Source organism: Micromonospora sp. NPDC053740, from assembly GCF_040677775.1.
GTDB lineage: Bacteria > Actinomycetota > Actinomycetes > Mycobacteriales > Micromonosporaceae > Micromonospora > Micromonospora alfalfae.
Genome location: NZ_JBFASO010000003.1, coordinates 757,644 through 775,732, shown reverse-complemented (window position 1 = coordinate 775,732; position 18,089 = coordinate 757,644). Strand labels below are relative to the sequence as shown.

Annotated in this window: 18 protein-coding genes and 1 tRNA gene; 6 read left to right on the top strand and 13 right to left on the bottom strand. The window is 65.5% G+C overall.

Annotated elements, in window-relative coordinates; genetic code table 11:
- Genes AB0K35_RS12440 through AB0K35_RS12430 form a run of 3 tightly spaced genes read right to left on the bottom strand, consistent with a single transcriptional unit; the run spans window position 1 to window position 2,170 of the window.
- Window positions 1-1,107, bottom strand: a complete 1,107-nt coding sequence (locus AB0K35_RS12440; RefSeq protein ID WP_363885199.1) for a glycosyltransferase family 9 protein — start codon at window positions 1,105-1,107, stop codon at window positions 1-3.
- Between the two features lie 8 nt (window positions 1,108-1,115).
- Window positions 1,116-1,667, bottom strand: a complete 552-nt coding sequence (locus AB0K35_RS12435) for an Hsp20/alpha crystallin family protein (protein ID WP_238668835.1) — start codon at window positions 1,665-1,667, stop codon at window positions 1,116-1,118.
- The gene (locus AB0K35_RS12430; protein ID WP_363885197.1) at window positions 1,667-2,170 is read right to left on the bottom strand and encodes a DUF2231 domain-containing protein; all 504 of its coding nucleotides are present in this window, start codon (window positions 2,168-2,170) and stop codon (window positions 1,667-1,669) included. The genes AB0K35_RS12435 and AB0K35_RS12430 overlap by 1 nt, the downstream gene beginning before the upstream one ends.
- Window positions 2,171-2,335: 165 nt before the next feature.
- Here AB0K35_RS12430 and AB0K35_RS12425 point away from each other — a divergent pair, with 165 nt between their 5' ends.
- Complete coding sequence (locus tag AB0K35_RS12425; protein WP_363885195.1) at window positions 2,336-2,953, top strand: pyridoxamine 5'-phosphate oxidase family protein; 618 nt, start codon at window positions 2,336-2,338, stop codon at window positions 2,951-2,953.
- On the opposite strand, the gene AB0K35_RS12420 is transcribed toward AB0K35_RS12425, so the two are convergent.
- Together AB0K35_RS12420 and AB0K35_RS12415 are read right to left on the bottom strand one after the other, a co-directional pair.
- On the bottom strand, window positions 2,944-3,573 hold the full coding sequence (locus AB0K35_RS12420; protein ID WP_363885193.1) for a DUF4240 domain-containing protein: 630 nt from the start codon (window positions 3,571-3,573) through the stop codon (window positions 2,944-2,946). The genes AB0K35_RS12425 and AB0K35_RS12420 overlap by 10 nt on opposite strands.
- Window positions 3,574-3,604: 31 nt before the next feature.
- Complete coding sequence (locus AB0K35_RS12415; protein WP_363885191.1) at window positions 3,605-4,012, bottom strand: VOC family protein; 408 nt, start codon at window positions 4,010-4,012, stop codon at window positions 3,605-3,607.
- Window positions 4,013-4,083: 71 nt separating this feature from the next.
- Between AB0K35_RS12415 and AB0K35_RS12410 the strand changes: the two genes are divergently transcribed.
- Window positions 4,084-4,728, top strand: coding sequence for a class I SAM-dependent methyltransferase (locus AB0K35_RS12410; protein ID WP_363885189.1), 645 nt, complete (start codon window positions 4,084-4,086; stop codon window positions 4,726-4,728).
- Window positions 4,729-5,079: 351 nt separating this feature from the next.
- Here the strand turns inward: AB0K35_RS12410 and AB0K35_RS12405 are convergent, their stop codons facing one another.
- The 7 genes from AB0K35_RS12405 to AB0K35_RS12375 form a co-directional block, all read right to left on the bottom strand.
- Complete coding sequence (locus AB0K35_RS12405; RefSeq protein ID WP_363885188.1) at window positions 5,080-6,405, bottom strand: DUF4407 domain-containing protein; 1,326 nt, start codon at window positions 6,403-6,405, stop codon at window positions 5,080-5,082.
- Window positions 6,395-7,420: an SPFH domain-containing protein gene (locus AB0K35_RS12400; protein ID WP_363885186.1), complete on the bottom strand. Its 1,026-nt coding sequence runs from the start codon at window positions 7,418-7,420 to the stop codon at window positions 6,395-6,397. The genes AB0K35_RS12405 and AB0K35_RS12400 overlap by 11 nt, the downstream gene beginning before the upstream one ends.
- Before the next feature lie 13 nt (window positions 7,421-7,433).
- On the bottom strand, window positions 7,434-9,464 hold the full coding sequence (locus AB0K35_RS12395) for a hypothetical protein (RefSeq protein ID WP_363885184.1): 2,031 nt from the start codon (window positions 9,462-9,464) through the stop codon (window positions 7,434-7,436).
- Window positions 9,457-10,044, bottom strand: a complete 588-nt coding sequence (locus AB0K35_RS12390) for a toll/interleukin-1 receptor domain-containing protein (RefSeq protein WP_363885182.1) — start codon at window positions 10,042-10,044, stop codon at window positions 9,457-9,459. The genes AB0K35_RS12395 and AB0K35_RS12390 overlap by 8 nt, the downstream gene beginning before the upstream one ends.
- A 261-nt stretch (window positions 10,045-10,305) precedes the next feature.
- The gene (locus AB0K35_RS12385) at window positions 10,306-11,613 is read right to left on the bottom strand and encodes a helix-turn-helix transcriptional regulator (RefSeq protein ID WP_363885180.1); all 1,308 of its coding nucleotides are present in this window, start codon (window positions 11,611-11,613) and stop codon (window positions 10,306-10,308) included.
- Between the two features lie 50 nt (window positions 11,614-11,663).
- On the bottom strand, window positions 11,664-12,053 hold the full coding sequence (locus tag AB0K35_RS12380; protein ID WP_363885178.1) for a hypothetical protein: 390 nt from the start codon (window positions 12,051-12,053) through the stop codon (window positions 11,664-11,666).
- Between the two features lie 676 nt (window positions 12,054-12,729).
- Complete coding sequence (locus tag AB0K35_RS12375) at window positions 12,730-13,095, bottom strand: hypothetical protein (protein WP_363885176.1); 366 nt, start codon at window positions 13,093-13,095, stop codon at window positions 12,730-12,732.
- On the opposite strand from AB0K35_RS12375, the gene AB0K35_RS12370 reads away from it, so the two are divergent.
- The 3 genes from AB0K35_RS12370 (at window position 13,084) to AB0K35_RS12360 (ending at window position 15,735) form a co-directional block, all read left to right on the top strand.
- Window positions 13,084-13,452, top strand: coding sequence for a hypothetical protein (locus AB0K35_RS12370; protein ID WP_363885175.1), 369 nt, complete (start codon window positions 13,084-13,086; stop codon window positions 13,450-13,452). The two genes, AB0K35_RS12375 and AB0K35_RS12370, sit on opposite strands and share 12 nt — an antisense overlap.
- A 570-nt stretch (window positions 13,453-14,022) precedes the next feature.
- Window positions 14,023-14,457, top strand: a complete 435-nt coding sequence (locus AB0K35_RS12365) for a hypothetical protein (RefSeq protein ID WP_363885173.1) — start codon at window positions 14,023-14,025, stop codon at window positions 14,455-14,457.
- A 519-nt stretch (window positions 14,458-14,976) separates the two neighbouring features.
- Complete coding sequence (locus tag AB0K35_RS12360) at window positions 14,977-15,735, top strand: ATP-grasp domain-containing protein (protein WP_238668825.1); 759 nt, start codon at window positions 14,977-14,979, stop codon at window positions 15,733-15,735.
- A 292-nt stretch (window positions 15,736-16,027) separates the two neighbouring features.
- Here AB0K35_RS12360 and AB0K35_RS12355 read toward each other — a convergent pair.
- A tRNA-Thr gene (locus tag AB0K35_RS12355) sits at window positions 16,028-16,104 on the bottom strand.
- Window positions 16,105-16,248: 144 nt separating this feature from the next.
- Here AB0K35_RS12355 and AB0K35_RS12350 point away from each other — a divergent pair.
- Window positions 16,249-18,003: a metallophosphoesterase gene (locus AB0K35_RS12350; RefSeq protein ID WP_238668823.1), complete on the top strand. Its 1,755-nt coding sequence runs from the start codon at window positions 16,249-16,251 to the stop codon at window positions 18,001-18,003.
- Window positions 18,004-18,089: the final 86 nt, after the last annotated feature.

The window sequence follows — 18,089 nt, the reverse complement described above, 5'->3', positions numbered from 1 at the left end:
CTACGGGGTGAGCAACTCCCGGGCGGCTTCCAGCACCTCGATCACCGGTACGTCGGTCACGAACGAGTCCCGGTGCGGGCAGTCACCGTCGCCGGGCCGGTGCGGATAGATGCCCGGTGTGCAGTCGACACCGCAGACCGGGCAGTGCACCGTCCACGAACTGATCGGCCGGTGCCGGCCCCGCCGCGGGCTGGCCCCGTTGATCAGGTTGCCGACCCAGAAGATGCCCACGGTGGGCGCGCCCACAGCGGCGGCCAGGTGCAGCGGGCCGGTGTCGTTCGAGACGACCAACGCGCAGTCGGCGTAGCAGCCGACCAGCCCACCCAGGCTGAGCGTGCCCACCTGTGGGCGCACCGGCACCTGCGCCGCAGCGACGACCCGGTCCACCACCTCCTGCTCGGAGGGTGTGCCGGTGACCAGCACCTCGTAGCCGTCCTCGTGCAGCGCACGGGCCACCTCGGCGAAGCGCTCGGCGGGCCAGCGGCGGCGGGTGTCGGTGGCACCCGGATGCAACGCCACCCGGGGACGGCTGGCCGGGCCGAGCACCTGGGCGGCCTCGGCCCGGTCGGCGGCGGTCACCGCCAGCGTCGGCGTGATGGTGGTGGCCGGCGCTCCCGCCAGCGCCACCACCTCCAGGTAGCGGATCACCTCGTGCTGGTAGTAGACGTAGCGCAGCCACCGGTCCAGCGGCGGCGCGTCGTCGGCGCGCAGGCCCACTGTCAACCGGGCGCCGAGCCGACTGATCAGCGGGTTGGAGTTGGCACCCCCGCCGTGGATCTGCACCGCCAGGTCGAATTCCGCACCGGCGGCGGCAGCCACGAAGTCGTCCATCGACGACTCCGGCTCGCCCGGCTCCGGCGTACGGATCCCGGCTGCCGGCGGCACCACCAGCACCCGGTCCACCGGGCCGGGCCGGTCGCGCCAGAGCTTCGCGTGCCACGGCGCGCCGAGCAGCACGATCTCCGCCGCGGGGTACGCGCCGCGCAGCGCGTCAAGCGCCGGCAGGGCGAAGATGAAATCACCGAGCGCGTTGGCGCGCAGCACGGCGATCCGCCGCACGTGGGGAAGGCGCTCGGTGGTCGGGCCGAGCACGGACGGGGTGACCACCCGGCCCGCTACGGCCGGTCGATCTCGCCGGCGGTGTCCGGGCGGTGCAGCTCCCGGTCCGCGGCGGGATCGGCTGGCATCGGCGTACCCGTGGAGAGGTCGCCGGAGCGCGGCCCGGTGCGGCCGACGGTGATGGTGCGCGGCGCGGGCCGGGTCGCCCGTGGCAGCCGGACCCGGAGCAGGCCGTGGTCCATCACCGCGTCGATGGTGTCCGGGTCGACCCGCGCCGGCAGGGTGACCCGGTATTCGAAGCCGCGCGTCTCAAAGCCGCCGGGAATGCCCTGGTCGGCGTTGACCTCCGCCTCCGAGCGGGCCCGCACGCACAACTCGCGGTCGTCCAACTCGACGGCCACCTCCTCCGGCGCCACTCCGGGCAGCCGGACGACGACCTCCCAGCCGTCCGAGGTCTCGGTCAACTCGACGTCGGACCCCCCACCGCGACCACCGACCAGGCGACTCAACTCGGAGCGCAGCGACTGCAACTCCCCCATCGGGTCCCAGCCCTGCTGCCGGCTGCCGCGCCACCCCCGGCCGAAGCCGCCGAACTGCTGCTCGCTCATCACACCTCTCCGATCCGCTGGGTGGCCGTCGGCGGCCGAAGTGAACTGGGCGCGTCCAGGCCGGCGTCGCTGTCCACGCCCACACCGAGCCGGTCGACCAACTCGCCACCGAGCCAGGCGCTGATGCCGAGAATCGCCAGCGCCACCACCTCGATGGCGACCAGTGCCCCGCCGGCAGCCCGGGAATCCGCGTTGAGCCGCACCGCCCACACAGCGGCGAAGAGCAGGATCACCGCGACGTTGGCGCCCGCGTGCAGCAGACCCACCCGCTTGGCGCGGGTGCCGGTCGGGATGGCCAGCAGGTCGAACGAGCCGGCCGCCGCGGCGAGCAGGCCGCCGATCAGGCCGACTGTGATGTTCCAGTACGCGACCTCGCCGAGGAAGTCAGGACCGCCGACGCTGTCCACCACGTCGAACAGCACCGCGGTGGCCAGCAACGCGACCGGGAACATCACCAGCATCGGATGGACTGGGTGACCCAGTACCTTGAGTCGGCTCTCCATCTCCCGGCCTCCACTGGTCGGCGTGCTGCGGAACGGTCTCCTACGGCGAGCGCGTCGGGTGAGGCCGTACCCCCGGCAACCAGGCACAAACCTCGCGCTGGTCAGGCGGCCTAGGCTGACGACGGTGGTGCCCACCACCGGGTCAACGGCTGAGGGAGGATCAACGTGACGGTGGAGATCACCTCGCACGAGGAGTTGCGCGAGCTGCTCGGCGTACCGCACGCGCGAGCCGCCAACAAGGAACGCACCCGCCTGCACGAACGGGACCGCGAGTGGCTCGGCGCCTCGCCGTTCTGCCTGATGGCCACCGCCGGCGCGGACGGCAGCTGCGACGTCTCGCCCAAGGGCGACCCGGCCGGGTTCGCCCTGGTGCTGGACGACGCGACCATCGCGCTGCCCGAGCGGCCCGGCAACAAGCGGGCCGACGGCTACCGCAACATCCTCGACAACCCGCACGTCGGGTTGCTCTTCCTCATCCCCGGGCGGACCGACACGCTGCGGATCAACGGGCGGGCCCGCCTGGTCAGTAACGCCCCCTGGTTCGACGACATGGTCGTCAAGGGGCACCGGCCGGTCCTCGCCGTGGTGGTGGAGATCGAACAGATCTTCTACCACTGCGCGAAGGCGTTCCTGCGGTCCGCGTTGTGGCGGCCGGAGACCTGGCAGCCCGACGTGCTCCCGTCCCGGGCCCGCCTGATCAAGGAGGTCGAAGCCCTTCCGGAGAGCCTCGAAGATCTGGAACGGTACTACGGCCCGGAGTACGCCACGAAGATCTACGCCTGAGTTGCGCCGCCCGGCCGAGACGGCTGCCCCTCGGCCGGGCGCGAGGGACCCGGCTCGTCCCCACGCCAGTCCGACCAGCCGGCCGGGTTGCCGAACGACTCCCGGGAGATCCCGGAGCCGGTCTCCGGCCACGAACCGAACCTGTCGTTGTGCAGGTGCGCGAAGAGATAACACATGCCCTCGCAGTCGGCGTCGAGCAGCGCCATAGCGGGGTTGGCGCGGACCGCTTCGTAGTACGCCCGTCCCAGGGCCACTATGAAACCTCGGGCGTAGAGGAAGCCGTCGTCCGACCCGTCGGTCACCTCGTGAATGTCCTCCCGATCGATGTCGTGCAGCTTGCGCTCCACCACCCGGTCGAGGTCGGTCAGCTCCTGCCCGCTCAGCTCGACGGTCAACTGCCCGAGACGATCCAGGAAGGCATCGAGCCAGGCGTCGATCGCGTAGGACGGCCCGTCATCGTCGTCGCCGTCGTCATCGGCGGGGTCGCGCTCGACGAGGGCCTGACGCAGGGCCAGAGGTTCGGCGCCCAGCTCCGCCCAGGCCGACTCGATGAGCGCCCACAGCCGGGCCTCGTCGGCGGGGGTGGGAAGCGTCTGAGGGGTGTTGGTGGTCACTGTCACCGTCGGACCGTAACCACCGGCACCGACGCTTTCAGGACTTCGGATCGGCGGACACCATCCACAGGTGACCGTCCGGGTCGGCGAAGACCCCCGCGTACCCCCAGGGTTGGTCCGCCGGCTCGGTGATGATCTCGGCGCCGGCCGCGCGGGCCCGGCCGACGACCCTGTCCGCGTCGGTAGACGAAGCGACACCGAGGTTGAGCAGGCACTCGCTCTGGCCCTTCGGGGCGACCTCGTGTCGGCCGATCACCCACCCGAAGCCGCCGACCGGGATGAGCATCAGCCGCAGCCCGTCGTTGACCACGAACTGCAACGGCTCCGGGATGCCGTCGTCGGCCAACTCGCCCACGGCGTCGAGGCCGAGGCCGTCGCGGTAGAAGCGGTAGGAGGTGGCGCGGTCGGCTATCGGCAGACTCACGATCACCGGTGCGGAAGTCATGGGTGGACGCCTCCAAAGTGTCGGCTCGGCATGGCCAGCCATCAGTGTGTCGCTCAACTAGCGTTGGCGTGGTGACCACAGACGACTGGCTGTCGGAGACCCGCACCTCCTACGACACTGTCGCGGTCAGCTACGCCCGCCTGGTCCGCGACCTGTTGGCCCAGGCACCGCACGAACGAGCCGCGCTGACGTCGTTCGCCGATCTCGTACGGGCAGCCGGCGGCGGGCCGGTCGCGGACGTGGGCTGCGGGACTGGTCGCATCACCGCCCACCTGCACACGCTCGGCGTCGACGCCTTCGGGATCGACCTCTCGCCCGGGATGATCGAGGTGGCCCGCCGTGATCACCCCGAGCTGAGGTTCGAGGTCGGCTCGATGACCGACCTCGATCTGCCCGACGGCTCGGTGGCCGGCCTGGTCGCCTGGTACTCCCTCATCCACATCCCCGACGACGACATCGACGCCGTGTTCGCGCACTTCCGGCGGGTGGTCCGGCCCGGCGGTCCCCTGCTGCTCGGGTTCCACGTGGGCGACGAGACGACGCTCAAGACAGAGGGGTACGGCGGCCACCCGATGAACGTGCACGTCCATCGTCGGCAGCCAGCCCAGGTGGCGGCCTGGCTGCGTCAGCACGGGTTCACCGTCGACTCGCAGACCACCGTCACCTCGGCGGAGAGCCGGCTCGGCGGAATCATCGTCGGCCGACGGCAATCCTGACCGCCTTTCGTCAATCCTCCGTCGCCGCCGCCAGGCGAGACTGCGTACGTCGTTAGCAGTATTCGGCCGAGGGCGGCGATCGATGATCCGCGACGCGCGGCTCCCTGGATGCTCGGTGGCGGCGGATTGACCGGCATCGCCCGAAGGTCGGCGTTCGCGCCGGGCTTGGGGGCGATGAAGTGACAGTGACCCAGAAGGCGATCCACCGTCGGCACCAGCCGGGGCCGTGGCCGGCGGTTGGATCAGCAGCCGCACACCGCTCGCAGAACGCTCCCGACCACGCCTGCACAGCAAGCCAGGCCGCCGAAAACCGTTCCGGTAGTCGCCAACGACGGACAGTTGCGCAGCCCCCTAAGCCTTCGCTTTCTGAGAGCGCAACTGCTCGGCGCGCTGTCGAATAGCGTGATCAAGCTCGATATCACTCTGAAGATCTCGACTTCGATCGCGCCGGCGGAGCTTCTGCTGCTCATCCTTCAGGTCCTGCTGACGCTCTTCGACGGCCAACCGGTCACCATAGGCAGTGTCCAGTTCCGTGCGCTTTATGCGACTCAGTGCAATTGCTTGCTGGCTACGCAATGTCGCGTCAAGAATGTCGTCATAGGCTGTCTTGTCGCTGGACAGCTTGACGATCACGGGGGCACACTCGATCGCAGTGAGGAACAGGCGGAGGAACCAGGTCGCCGTAGTCAAGTATCCGTTATCCGCGCGCAGTTCGTCGAATGATGCCATTCTTTCGAGCAAGCCGATTTCCTGCTGTGTTGCTCGGATCTGATTCAGAGCTTGACTAGTCTTTGCGCCCACCTGCTCTGTGTACAGCTGAACTGCCAAGCGCACGTCCTTCTCGAGCATCGGCAACTTATCCTGCAAGAGCTTGACCTGCTCGCCTTTGCCCTCAATCTGATTAGCACGGTAAAACAAATCCTGCTGGTTGCGGAAGTTCCGGCATTCTGGGCCAACGCCAGGCCGCCCAGTTACGTCGTCACCAGTAAGCCCGTTGCACTCACGCCAGGTTCGTTGGGTCATCTTATCGTAAGCAGCCTGAACGTCAGAGAAGTTTTCCTGCAAAGTATTCAAACTTTGTTTCGTCCGAGTTAGCTCGTCGGCCGGGCCGGCAACGTCAGCGGTGACGCTCAGAAGGTACTCACGACACTCCGGCAGGTTTTGCCCGGCCCGGCGACTATCCGGGGCCAGAGCGTTGCAGCGCTGATAACTGGCCTCTGCATTACTTACGGTGTCTGCCCGCTCGGAACGAATTCGCTCCTCAATTGCTGTGTGAAATATTGCCAACAGCAACGGCTCGGCCAGCACAAACCCGAACAGGATCGCTAGAACGACCCGAGGTGCGGTCATTTTGAGCTTGTTCGTCCACTGGCCGCCGGACAATTTAATCATGAGGAGTCGGTCGAAGCTCAAGATGAATGCGAACCATGCGGGCACGGCGACAAGAGCGAGAAAGGCAAAACCGTCGTTTACAGTGTGGATCAGCAGATACATTTCCAGCGCCGATAGGAGGGCGGTGCCAAGTACCACGCCGCCGAGGGCGGTAGCACGCGACTTCTCTGCCGGGACGTGCGCGAGCACCTCGTCGTCGTTGCCCCCAATCCGGCTAAGGAGCCCTCCAGCGGAATAAGTTCCCGGACCGATCACCGGCCCCTTCCTGCGCTGCTCAGAAGTCATCGTCGTCGACGTCTTGGGGCTCCGAACTGCCGCGCCAATCATCATCTTCTTTCCCGCTATTTGAACGGGCCTCCTGGGACGTCTCCCGACGCCCGATCGCAGTCGCAGTATCGCCTAGTGGAAGGGCAGTGTCCCTAAACGTAACCGATTGCGAATCGCGGGCTACCTTCGCGACGATCTTGTCAATAATGAGAGCAGTGTCGATCGGCACTTGGTCAGCATGCCCGTAGGAGGCTAGGTTCGTCAGCATCTCAAGAAGCCGGCCGGTGGATTTGTCGTCCTCGCCGTAGCTACGTATGGTGGCGTTGCCGAGACTGACCTCCCCGAGGCGGATCGCCAGAGCTTCGACGGCCTGCGGACCACGATTCAGAATGTCCTCGATCAGTGCGGCCTGGCTGCGGTCGAAGTCTCGGTGAACCATTTCCAAAATCTGACTTCGGTTCAGCTCCTGGCGCGAGCGCTCAAAGTCGATAAGGTCCTTGGGTGTCAACACATCGACGTCGCCGAGCAGGACCTCGACGCCCTCCAACTCCACCGGCTTCAGGCTAAACCGGGCCTCAATCTGTGCAGACAAGGCGTCTCGCGCGTCGGCTAATTCCTCGAGCGTGTAGCCGTTGGCCAGCACCCGAAGCTGCCGGTCCTGCCGCAAATACGACGCCAGATCCTCCAGCATGTCGGCATGGGTGGCGACGACCGCCTCCGCCTCGCGTACTCGGCAGCTGAAGGTAACCCGCACGGCAAAAACGTTCGCCGGATTGGCCGACGGTAACTCTAGCCGGACGGGCACCATGCGTTGCCGAACGTCAACGACGCTCACGGAGGCAGCATCGACGACGACGGGTTCGTCTCCGCGAAGTCGCTGTCCTGGCGCGATGACATAACGGTTACTGACCTGGAATACCAGGACTGTTCCAGGACGCTGTCGGGGTAGCTGTCCCACGTCACGGCGGGTACGCCGGAAGAGTCCGCGCCGCACCTCGTCGAGCTGGACCTCTTCGATGATGGGATATGGCATTTGTAGTCTCCCCCTAGAAGGCCGCTTGAAGGGCGTGCAGGATTCGGTCACTGTGGATGCGGTCGCCGTCGTGCCGATCAAGGCGTTGGAGGCAGCGAGCGACATCGGCGTAGAGCAGCCTTCGCTCCAGGCCGTCTGGCAGGGCTGCCAACAAGCGCCGGCCCAGCTCTTCGGTGGTGTGCTGCGTACCGATGCCGGATTGGTTGATCAGGCGCTTCCCACCAGGTCCTGTGTGCTCCAGTTCGCGCAGGCATGCGCAGAGGGATTCGACAGCGCGGCGGCGAGCCGGACGAAACACCAGGACGCGGGCCCACAGCTGACCCAGCACGCTCGCACTGTCCGTCACCTTCAGAAGACAAGTCGTCGGTAGCAATAGCCGACCGGATCGCACCGCAAGGATCTCCGCGACGAGCCGGAACCCCTCACGCTGCACAAAAGGATGCGGGGGCAGGCCCTCAACCAATGACAGCACTTTACGCAGGATCACGGCAAGAGTCTCGGGATCGTTTCCGGCCTCGGCGCAAAAGTCCACCATTGAGGACCGGGCCAACTCAAGCTCTTTCTGATTGCGGGCCGCAGTCGCTGATCGCCACATCCACTTGAGAGCATCCTTGGGATACCGGAGGCCGAGTGAACCACTCAGTGCCACGATCGATGCACGTCGTTGTGCAACGGTGCCCGTGGCGGCCCATTGAGTGGCATACTTCAGTGCGGCGTCCTCGGTTCCGCTGTCATGACCGAGCCACCACAACATCAGGACAGCGGTGAGTTGTTCGGCAGCGGTCCCTTTTGACCAGGGCGTCAGGAAAGAATCCTCAGCAACCGACCGATCGATTTTCCAAAGCTGGGCAACTCCCCGAGCGATCGAAGCCTGCACCTCAAGATGACGCCGCTTGGATAACGTCCGGATCCATTGCGTAAGCGGGCCCCATAGCTGTGCGTCGTAACGCTCGTGGAGGCACGCAACGAGCCGTTCGTGGCTGACGAACTGTTTGAATTCCACCCTGCGGCCGGTCGTTCCATACGCGTCAGCCTCACTGACTACAGTAGCCAGGCTGCCCGCGGCGAAACGGCTACTGCGCTGTTGGGGGACTACGGTATCCGCCGCCATGACCTCAGGAGCTGCGGCCTCGGGTGCCATGGCATCAACCAACTGCCGCAACGCCAGCTCGAAGTCTGATTCCGAGGTCTGCTCAAGGAAAGCCAAGGCAGAAATAAATTGCACATTGGCCAACGTCGGCTGGCTGTCAAACCACTGCGCGACGCGGGCGGCGTTCTCTTCGCTAAGCACGCCCAGTGCTTCTGTGCCACTTTTTCCGGTGACGAGGCGCTTTCCAACTGTGATCACCTGCCGCGGTGTAGCGTCGGCCGGCAACTGGGCCAGCGCCACTCGTCGATCGTCCTCAGCGACTCCGGCGCCGTGCCTCTTCAAGTATTCGGCGAGCAAGACCTCGGAATCAGGCATCGGCCAAGGATGCACTATATCCCTCATATCGTGCGGCGTCGTGGCGATGGTGGCCGTCACTACAAGAAATGCTTCGGCATCCTTGACCGCTTGCGCGATTTCGTCTAGCTGCGATCCGCTGACGTCCCGCTCGTCCAACTTGTCTGGTAGCAGGTAGCCCCGTTTCTCGAGTTTCTTCGTACCCAAGTCAGCAAAGGTGTACGTCGGAGAAAGGCTCACGAGCGGCAACTCTGGTGCGACCTCACGCAAAAGCTGAATTGCTCCAGCGCGACGCCCGCTGCTCGGCTGCCCCTGAAGCACAACGATGTGCTGTTCGCGCAGCTTCTTTGCTACGGCACGAAACGGAGCAGGGTAGACATAGAAATGATTGAGTCGTTCCAACTCCGACGAGCCCACCCGGCCGGTTAGTTGGTACCCCTCCATACGGCCTGGACCATCAAAGCCGAAGCTCGCACTGCCTTGAATTTCGGCTCGATGGATAATGTTGTAAACCACCTGCCGACCGGCGTTCGCGTCGCAACGATCGAGGTATTCGAATTCTGGACTCTTCCCATCTTCGGAAGCCGTGACGTCAACCACGGTTCTGGAACCCGAATACAATGTTCTCGCCGCGCACTGTGTTGACGTGATTATGTACGGCCTGACTTTCGCCAGCTGGCGTGGGGCGCTGCGGAGAGCTCTCCGGCGGGGCCAAGCTCGCAAATGCTGGAAGTTCTGCGAGCTGGTCGACCAACCGGTTAATGTCCGGTTCCGGATTGCGGGCCCGAATTGAAAAAGCTTTATACTCAGGCAACCGCCGCAGTTCCTGCGGGAGCTCTTGAGGCTTTGGCAACGGCGTGTCGCCTACCAGCACGGGGACGAGGTTAAGGTTGAGGTCCAGCGCCTTGGCAATCTCTCGATGCACGAAGTCGTTCGAGTCGGCAATTAATTGCAAGCCGTCAACGGCCTCTGTCAACCAATGCGGTCCGATAACGGCCAGAACTACGTCGCTAGTCTGGAGTCGATCCCAAAGGATCTGCTCAAATGCTTTTCCCATCGGTAGAGAACGGTCATCACGGAAGACCAGATCCCTCCCGAAGCGCTCGACGAGTTTATTGTCAAGCATGACGGCGCCCAAAGCTGAATCGACCGTTCGGTAATTAATGAAGATGCCACTCATCCAATAGATCCATTCGTTCGTTCCTGGAACGCTACAGAGCGCTGACCCATCCGTAAGTATGGGCAGCGCAATCCATGATCAGCAGGTGTTGCCTGTTGCCCGTTGCCCTGCTGCCGCTACCTCAGCGCAGCTTGGGCGAGATCAGTCGACGCTGGCTGCCAGCGATGATGCGACCGCACCAACCAGTCCAGATGAATCGGTCATTCGTCATGGTTCGGGCACTTTGTCCCGACCCGGCCTAATCTGCACCGTCGAGTTGCGTCACGATAGACGTCGCGCGGCGGCCAGTTCGCCATCGATCCGTCTACGGAATTGGTCGAGTCGCGCGTCATGCGGCCACCCTCGGGCCGCCGCGGCCAGTAGGCGCAACTGATGCCGCACCGAGGCCGAATCCACATGCGCGGCCTCGTCCAACGCCGTCATCCCCGCATCGTAAGCATGATGCACGTTCCCGCAGACTGCGTGCGAGAGGGCGAGCCGGACGCCATACAGAGCACGCGCACGGCGGGCGTCCGTAGGCACCAAGGACATCCCGATCTCCAGCGCATCGACAGCTTTGCGCGGGATGCCGAGGTCCAGGTAGCACCATCCCCGCACGATCTGCATCAATCGACCGCCACCCCGAGATCCCAACGAGGATCCAAGGTCGACTGTTGACTCCTCCACCGCAGCTGTCTCGTCGGCCGCACGCGCCAACGCCGATAGACAACGAGATCGTTGGCCAAGTACCGCCCAGCCCTGCGCTGCCCGCTGAGCAGCCAGCAGACGCACCTCAGGCGATACGCCGTTCTCCGCCCGGATGGCCCAGGCAACGACTATCCGGGCGTCGTCCCCGTACAGGGCAATATCCGCACGTCGTAGCAACGCGTACTCGGCCATCGTGTGGTCACCCGCCGCACGAGCAAGATTGGCGGCTCTTTCGGTCAACACCAGCGCCCCCGGAGCATCGCCAGCCTCCTGAATCATCCAACCCGCGTACTCCGCATAACGAGCCGCTATTGACAGCAGCTGCGAACGAGTTTCGCCACTTACCATCTCGGCAGCCCCGCGTATGGCCCCGAATTTCGATGCCAACGCTGGCAACAGCACGACTGGTGAGACGACTCGTCCCTGTTCGCGCAGCGTCTCGAAAACGTTCCGCGCGCCTTGCGCCAACAGTTCGTGGTCGTCCGCAAAGGCCGCCGCTGCCGCGGCGGTGGCATCAAAGGCGCGTGCCAACCGGGTTGTTGGCGCGGCCTGCCCCGGGACAATGGCGGCAGCTCCACTCCGACGGCCAAGGGTACGCGCCAACATACTTAGCTCACCGTCGGCAGCCATCACCGCGTCGAGCCGCTGTGCGACTGATGGCGCTGGATGCCGCAGACCTCGCTCTACTTTGCTCAAATAGCCCGCACTGCAGGGCACGGCCATCGCGAGTGCGCGAAGCGACATACCACAAGCCGTCCGTAGGCGTTGCAGCTCCGGACCAAACTGCTTCTCTCTCTGCATATCAACGACTCCGGCCACCGGCATAATCGGTTGATAGATAACGAGGCAGGGAATCTCCGCGCCGTACGGTAGAGGACTCACAGTTTGGTTTCACCTTGCTTGAAACCTCTCGGACGGAAGGGACCCTGCCGTCACTTGAGCGTGACGTAGACACTAACTGCGGTAGCTGCCAGCAGCGATGCGCCATAGGGCAAAGCGATTGACGGGCTGCGCATGGCCTGCATCATCTCCCGGGCACCCGGCCTGCGAATAGCGAACGACCAAGGTTCAGCTATACCTTGCACTGCCAACTGGTACAGGTCACGGTGCGCTCGCTCTAGTCCTAAGTAGTAGGCGTCAAGGCACGCGAAAGCCGAGATTACGTAGAAGGCAATGATGGATATGATCGGCGATGTCGCGTTTGCCCCAAATCCGAGTACGGCCGCAGTCACCGTGACGCACCATCCCTTGATCGTCGTCGATTGGGTAGCCAACCGAGTAATGACGCCCTGGATCATTTGGAGGTAGCTCTCAAGTGGCACCGTCGCATGGTCCCATGGCGGCACCACACCACCCTGGCCCGCCGCATGCCGGCAGCCGCTCAGCAGAGCTTCTCACCGCAATCTGCGCCAAGGCTGTTGGCATAGGCGACCTCTTAGCGACTCCACGTAAAGGTGAGCATGCCGGACATATCCTCCCTCTGACTAATGCGAGGAAGGGCCAACGATCACTATGGTCGAGAGCTGCGACCACGCCCACCGAGCATTTCGGTCGTCAAATTGACACAGATTGCCGGAGCAGCGGTTTGCCCGAACACATATGCTCGTCGATTGATCACGCTCTGCGGGGTCGACAACCTCCGCGACTCCGGGTTCGCTGGACGGCGGCAAGCCCGCCGACCGACCCTAGCCCGGATCGCCCGGGCCCGGATCGCCCTGCACGTGCTTGACCGGGTTCCGGGGCGGTTTAAAGCCTACCTAGATGAGCGTAAGGCCCTGACCGGCATTCCTGCTGGTCTGGGCCTTACGTCTGGAGCCGCCTGACGGAATCGAACCGTCGACCTACGCATCACGATCAAGTGGCCTATATCTGCCTACCTGGCAAAACCCCGCCGGATCTGCTGATACGGCTCCCGGCATCTCTCAATGCCGGTGGCCGCGGTCCGGCCTCTCAAGGACCGGATGAGGAGTGAGGCAGGCCGGCCACTTACTCGGTAGATCACTCCTCCGACCAGGAGTGCGGTTCAATCACCCACGGCTCGCCTGGGTTCTTCCGAAAAGCAGACTGGCCGAGCGGGAGGCTGGCGAGTTGAGCCACCGATGAGTTCAGCTCCATGACATGCCTGATGCATGTCGCGACTACTGCGTCAGGCTGATTCGGATCGTTGACGCCGTCGCCGACCATCCAGGAGTTGTCGTCGGTGTGGATCACCTCGCGCGCCGGCTCTCGACCCTCCAGCACCGTGCGCTGCACGACTGCCCCCAGGTTGTCCGGGAACCGGCCGCCACTGAAGGGGAACGGCAGGGATCTGAACATCTCATGCTGGTCCGAGTGTCCGGAGGTCTCGGCGGTGTGATCATCCACCGCGACAACATAGACCCTGGCCTGCGTGCCCAACGTTTCCGTGGCGGCGACGATCGCACCCACCTCGCTCGGCAGCGGCCTGGCTTGACCTGCGTCGCCACGCTGGCTGCCCTCGAATCACTGATCTCCTGCCGGTCCTCGCTCCGGCTGGTTGGGCAGTGGAACACAGGTGCTTTCGCCGGTTCTCAGGAGCCAGAGCACCTGATCGGGTTTCGGCATGGGCAACGGGTCACCGAACGAGTGAACCTCCAGCTCCGCGAGCTGCCCGCTGGCAAGGAAGAGCAAGATGCCTCCAAACCACTGCCCTTCCTGATCGGGAAACTGCCCTTCTACGCGCACCGGAGTCTGCGCCGGTGAGGCGGGAAGGTTCTTGCCATGTGGGAAGAGGTGGATGGTCCCGCATCCACACCCGCATCCGGGGCGGGCCAGGACATCTCGCGCTTGCACGCGGAGCTCCTCAACACCTGCGAAGTGGTGGCGAAGAAGTGCTTCTAGGACTCCTGCCTCGTTCGCGCTCAGGTGCCGTAGTGGCGGATCTGGCTCTGTCACGGCGAAAGCTTATGCGCGGGTGGCCGAGGGCATTAAAGCCCATCTCTGTCGAAGATCCCCACCGGAGGCACATCGGTCTCGGGTACTGGCGCAGTACGCAATTGGCCTGCGCGCCGGCCGATCCCGGCGCTTGCGCCGCCAGCAGGCCGAGCGCGGCCGGCGCGGCCCGCCTTGATCCAATAGAGCGGAAGTCGGCAGTCCGTGACGTCACCGGCATGTCTTCCGCCGGCTGATGCGCGACACGCGTCCGCCAACTGATCTGCGACACCACGGCGCGCTGAACGCGGCCAAGAGCGGTTGCTGCGCGAAGGTGGCCAGATGCGTCGGCTGCTGCCACCGGTGGGCGCAACCTGAGCAGGCACGTGATCCAATGGCGCGGTGGAACTCACCAAGCAGTTCAGTGAGCGGGAATACGCTGCGGCGCTGGAGTCATGGGCCGGGCTGGACCTCGACGGCAAGGCTCCGCGGTTTACCTCGCTGTTCGGCGATGTGTTCCTTGAGTCTGCCGACGGCGCATGGTGGTTCCTCGACACCTTCGAAGGGCAGCTCGTACGGGGGTGGAACTCCCGTGCCGACCTGACTGCCGAGCTGGACACCGAGGGGGGCCAGGACAGGTATCTTCTGGCACCCCTCGCCATGGGCGCATACCACCGGCGTGGGCTTCAACTGGACGCCAGCCAGATCTACGCCTACGCGCCACCGCCGATCATCACGGGAAGTTTCGACGTTGATCGAATTGAGGTGTTCGGCTTCGTCGCGGTGCTCACTGCCGCCGGCCAGCTCCACGGGCAGCTACGGAACGAGCCCAGCTAGGAGCTGGGGATCCGGCGGGTGGTGCCCGCCACAACGAATCGCGGGGTTCCCTCGATGCGCCGTCGCTCACGACAGCAGCCGTCGTCCTAAACGGCCCTGGGGCCGCTGAAGCCCTACAGCAGTACTTCACCGAGGATCAGGCCCAGGGTTGGGGGGCAGGCGGGGTAACCGCCGCCGCAGCGGACTACCTCCGTCGTCACCACCAGGTCGCCACGCCGCTTCCACTTCCGACCGACTCAGACCGGGACACCTTTACCGCTCTCATCGACATCGCACGGCGGCTGCAAGCGGCCTGACCGGCCAGTCATCGACTTCTCGCTTACAAGTTCTAGGCGCTTCGTCTGGCGGAGTCCGTCCGGATCCCCGACCTCGGACGACTGTCCGTGTCCGGCGGCCGGCGGCTGTCCTCGTCCCGGCCCGTCGCTGTCGCCGTTGCTGTCGAAAGCCACCCGTGTTCCGTCACGGAACGCCTGATAACCGCTGTAACGGTGGCGGTGTGTTGGGGCAGGATCATCGGTCGTGACACTTGTCCTGCCGCCGCGCCTGACAGCCTCGGCTCAGACCTTGCGCGACGCGGCTCACCGCCGCGGACTAGGCACCGTCCAGCTCCCCACGTTCGAGGTACCCGCTGGGTTGTGTGCTGATCACCTTCATGCGGGACCAAGCTTCGCCGACGTCGTCGCACCGCTGCTCGGGATTGCGCCCTTGGAGGCTGAACCTGGCTGGCTGACCGGGCTTCCCCGTGAATTTACCCGCCGGGAGATCATCCTGGTCCCAATCGGCGAGGCCTACGAACTCCGTCGGCCGGCGTTCATCAAGTCGCCCAACGACAAGAACATCCCGGCGATGATCTACACCGACGGCTCGCGCCTGCCCGGCCCGGATGCTGTCGACCGACGAGCTCCAGTGCTCGTCAGCGACATCGTCGACTTCACCGCCGAGTACCGGCTACACCTGCTCGACGGTGTGGTCTACGCAGGCAGCCAGTACGCCGCGCACGGCCGGTTGCACCTCGGCCCTCCGTCGACCGACGCGCTAGCCTTCGGCACCGACCTCCTCGCCGGATATGGGCACACGCTGCCTTCCGCCATCGTCGTAGACGTAGGACTGGTCGACGGCTACTGGGCCGTGATCGAGGCAAATGCCGCGTGGGCAAGTGGTGCCTACGTAGCGGACCCGGACCTGGTCCTCGATGTCGTCCTCCGAGCGGCCGGCCCAACGGCTTCGGTCAGCGCCCGCGATCGACAGTTCATTCGACGGCCCAGCGGCCCGAACTAGCCCCTCAGGCCTCTTCGGTGTGAACGCGGGTGCGGCGCATCGTCTGCTGCCGTCGACTGTCATCCCGTACCGCTCAGCTCGGCCAACACCTCGCCTGCTGTCGCCACATGTCGCCCCCGAGCGGCACGTTCGATGCATGTCGACTCCACGAAAGGGCAATGCCGCGTAGGCGCCCCGCACAATTGCGTGCCGACTCTCTCCACCGGAGACCCCTTGACGGCTCGGCCCAGCGAGGGCAAGCAAAAGGCCCAGGTCATGATCGGCGATCAAGCCGGTGACCTGGGCCTTTCCGTGGAGCCGCCTGACGGAATCGAACCGTCGACCTACGCATTACGAGTGCGTCGCTCTAGCCGACTGAGCTAAGGCGGCAACGATCAGCAAGTGTACGGCACCCCGGCGGTACCGACCGAACGGGATACCCCCGCCGCGCCGGTCAGCACCAACCGGACATCGGCCGCCATCTGGACGCTTACCGGACAGCGGATGATCGGGTGCGGGACTACGCTGCGGCGGGTGAGCGACGAACGCGACCACCCCGAACGTCAGGACGAGACGACCGAACGCTCTGACCGCGCGCCAGCCGGTGAACGCGTCGCCCATCGGCCGCGCAGCACCGATCCGCTGGAGTTGGGCTTCACGCCGCGCAAGCCGGTGCCGTGGCTGGCGCCGTTTCTGCTGATCAGCACCGGCATCCGGACGCTGCTGGCGGTGCTCTTCGGGGCGTACCTCGACAAGCGTGAGTTGCAGAACGCGTTCGGCGACGGCGTCTTCCGCCAGGTCGGGCCGGACGGCGGGCTGTGGCTCGACTACGTGGCCGACCTGGGTGACGGCTTCAACGCCACCTACTCGGTGGCGTACCTGCTGGCGCAGCCCGAGCTGACCGTCGACGGGCACCGCCTGCCCCGGGCGCAGACCCTGGTGATGGGCGGCGACCAGGTGTACCCGTCGGCGGCCTACGCCGCGTACGAGGACCGGTGCAAGGGTCCCTACCAGGCTGCCCTGCCGGTGACGCCGGCCGAGAAGCCCACGCTCTTCGCGGTGCCGGGCAACCACGACTGGTACGACGGCCTCACCGCTTTCCTGCGGTTGTTCGTCCGCTCCCGGGACCGCAACTTCGCGGGCTGGGGCACCGGGCAGTCCCGGTCGTACTTCGCTGTGGAGTTGCCGGCCGGTTGGTGGTTGCTCGGCGTTGACGACCAGTCCGGCTCGTACCTGGACGACCCGCAGCTGGCCTACTTCGACGAGGTGGCCAAGCGACTCGGGCCGGAGTCCAAGGTGATCATCGCGGCGCCGGCGCCGACCTGGGTCAAGGCCGCCGACAACCCCACGGCGTACGACTCGATCGACTACTTCATCCGCACGATCATCGACCCGACCGGGGCGCGGGTCCGACTGTTGCTCTCCGGGGACCTGCACCACTACGCCCGCTACTCGGGGCCGGACCGGCAGTTGATCACCTGCGGTGGGGGCGGCGCGTACCTCTATCCCACCCACAAGCTGCCGGAGCGCATCGAGGTGCCACCGCGGGACACGCTGACCCGCAAGGCCAGCTCCGCCCAGCCGTACGACCTGGTGGCCCGTTACCCGGACGCCGCGCGGTCGCGCCGCTACGGCTGGGGCATCTTCCCCCGGTTGCCGTTGCGCAATCCCGGCTTCACCACGTTGCTCGGCACCCTGCACACCCTGCTGATGCTTGCCATGGCCGGTGCGACGGCGAACTGGGCCGACAGCACCAACCAGCGGCTGTTCAGCGTCCCGCTGGTGGTGATGGTGCTCGTGACGGTGATCGCGGCGGCCCTGTTCGCCAAGCCGCCGAGCGCGAGCGGCAAACGTCACGCGCGGCACTGGATCCTCGGCGTCGGCCACGGCGTCGCGCAGGTGGCGCTAGGGGCGGCCGGCACCTGGGTCTGGTTGGCGCTGCCGTTCTACGACTGGCCGTGGCCACTGCCGGCGGTCGCCGCGGCGGTGCTCTACGGCCCGGTGATCGGTCTGGTCGCCAGCCAGCTGGTAGCGGCGTACCTGCTGGTGGCGGGCTCCTTCGGAGTGAACGTCAATGAACTCTTCGCCGGCCAGGGCATCGAGGATTCCAAGTCGTTCCTGCGACTGCGCATCGACACTGACGGCACGTTGACCATCTACCCGCTGGGGGTGGACCGGGTCTCCCGCGACTGGCAGGTGAACCCCGACCAGTCCCCCACCCAGAGCTGGCTGATCCCCAAGCGCCCCCTGACCCCCCACCTAACCGAACCCCCCACAGTCCTGCACTAACCCCCACCCCACCCCCGCCCCGCTCCGTTGATCATGAAGTTATTGCGCCGACACGCCGTCCGGCATGGCAATAACTTCATGATCAA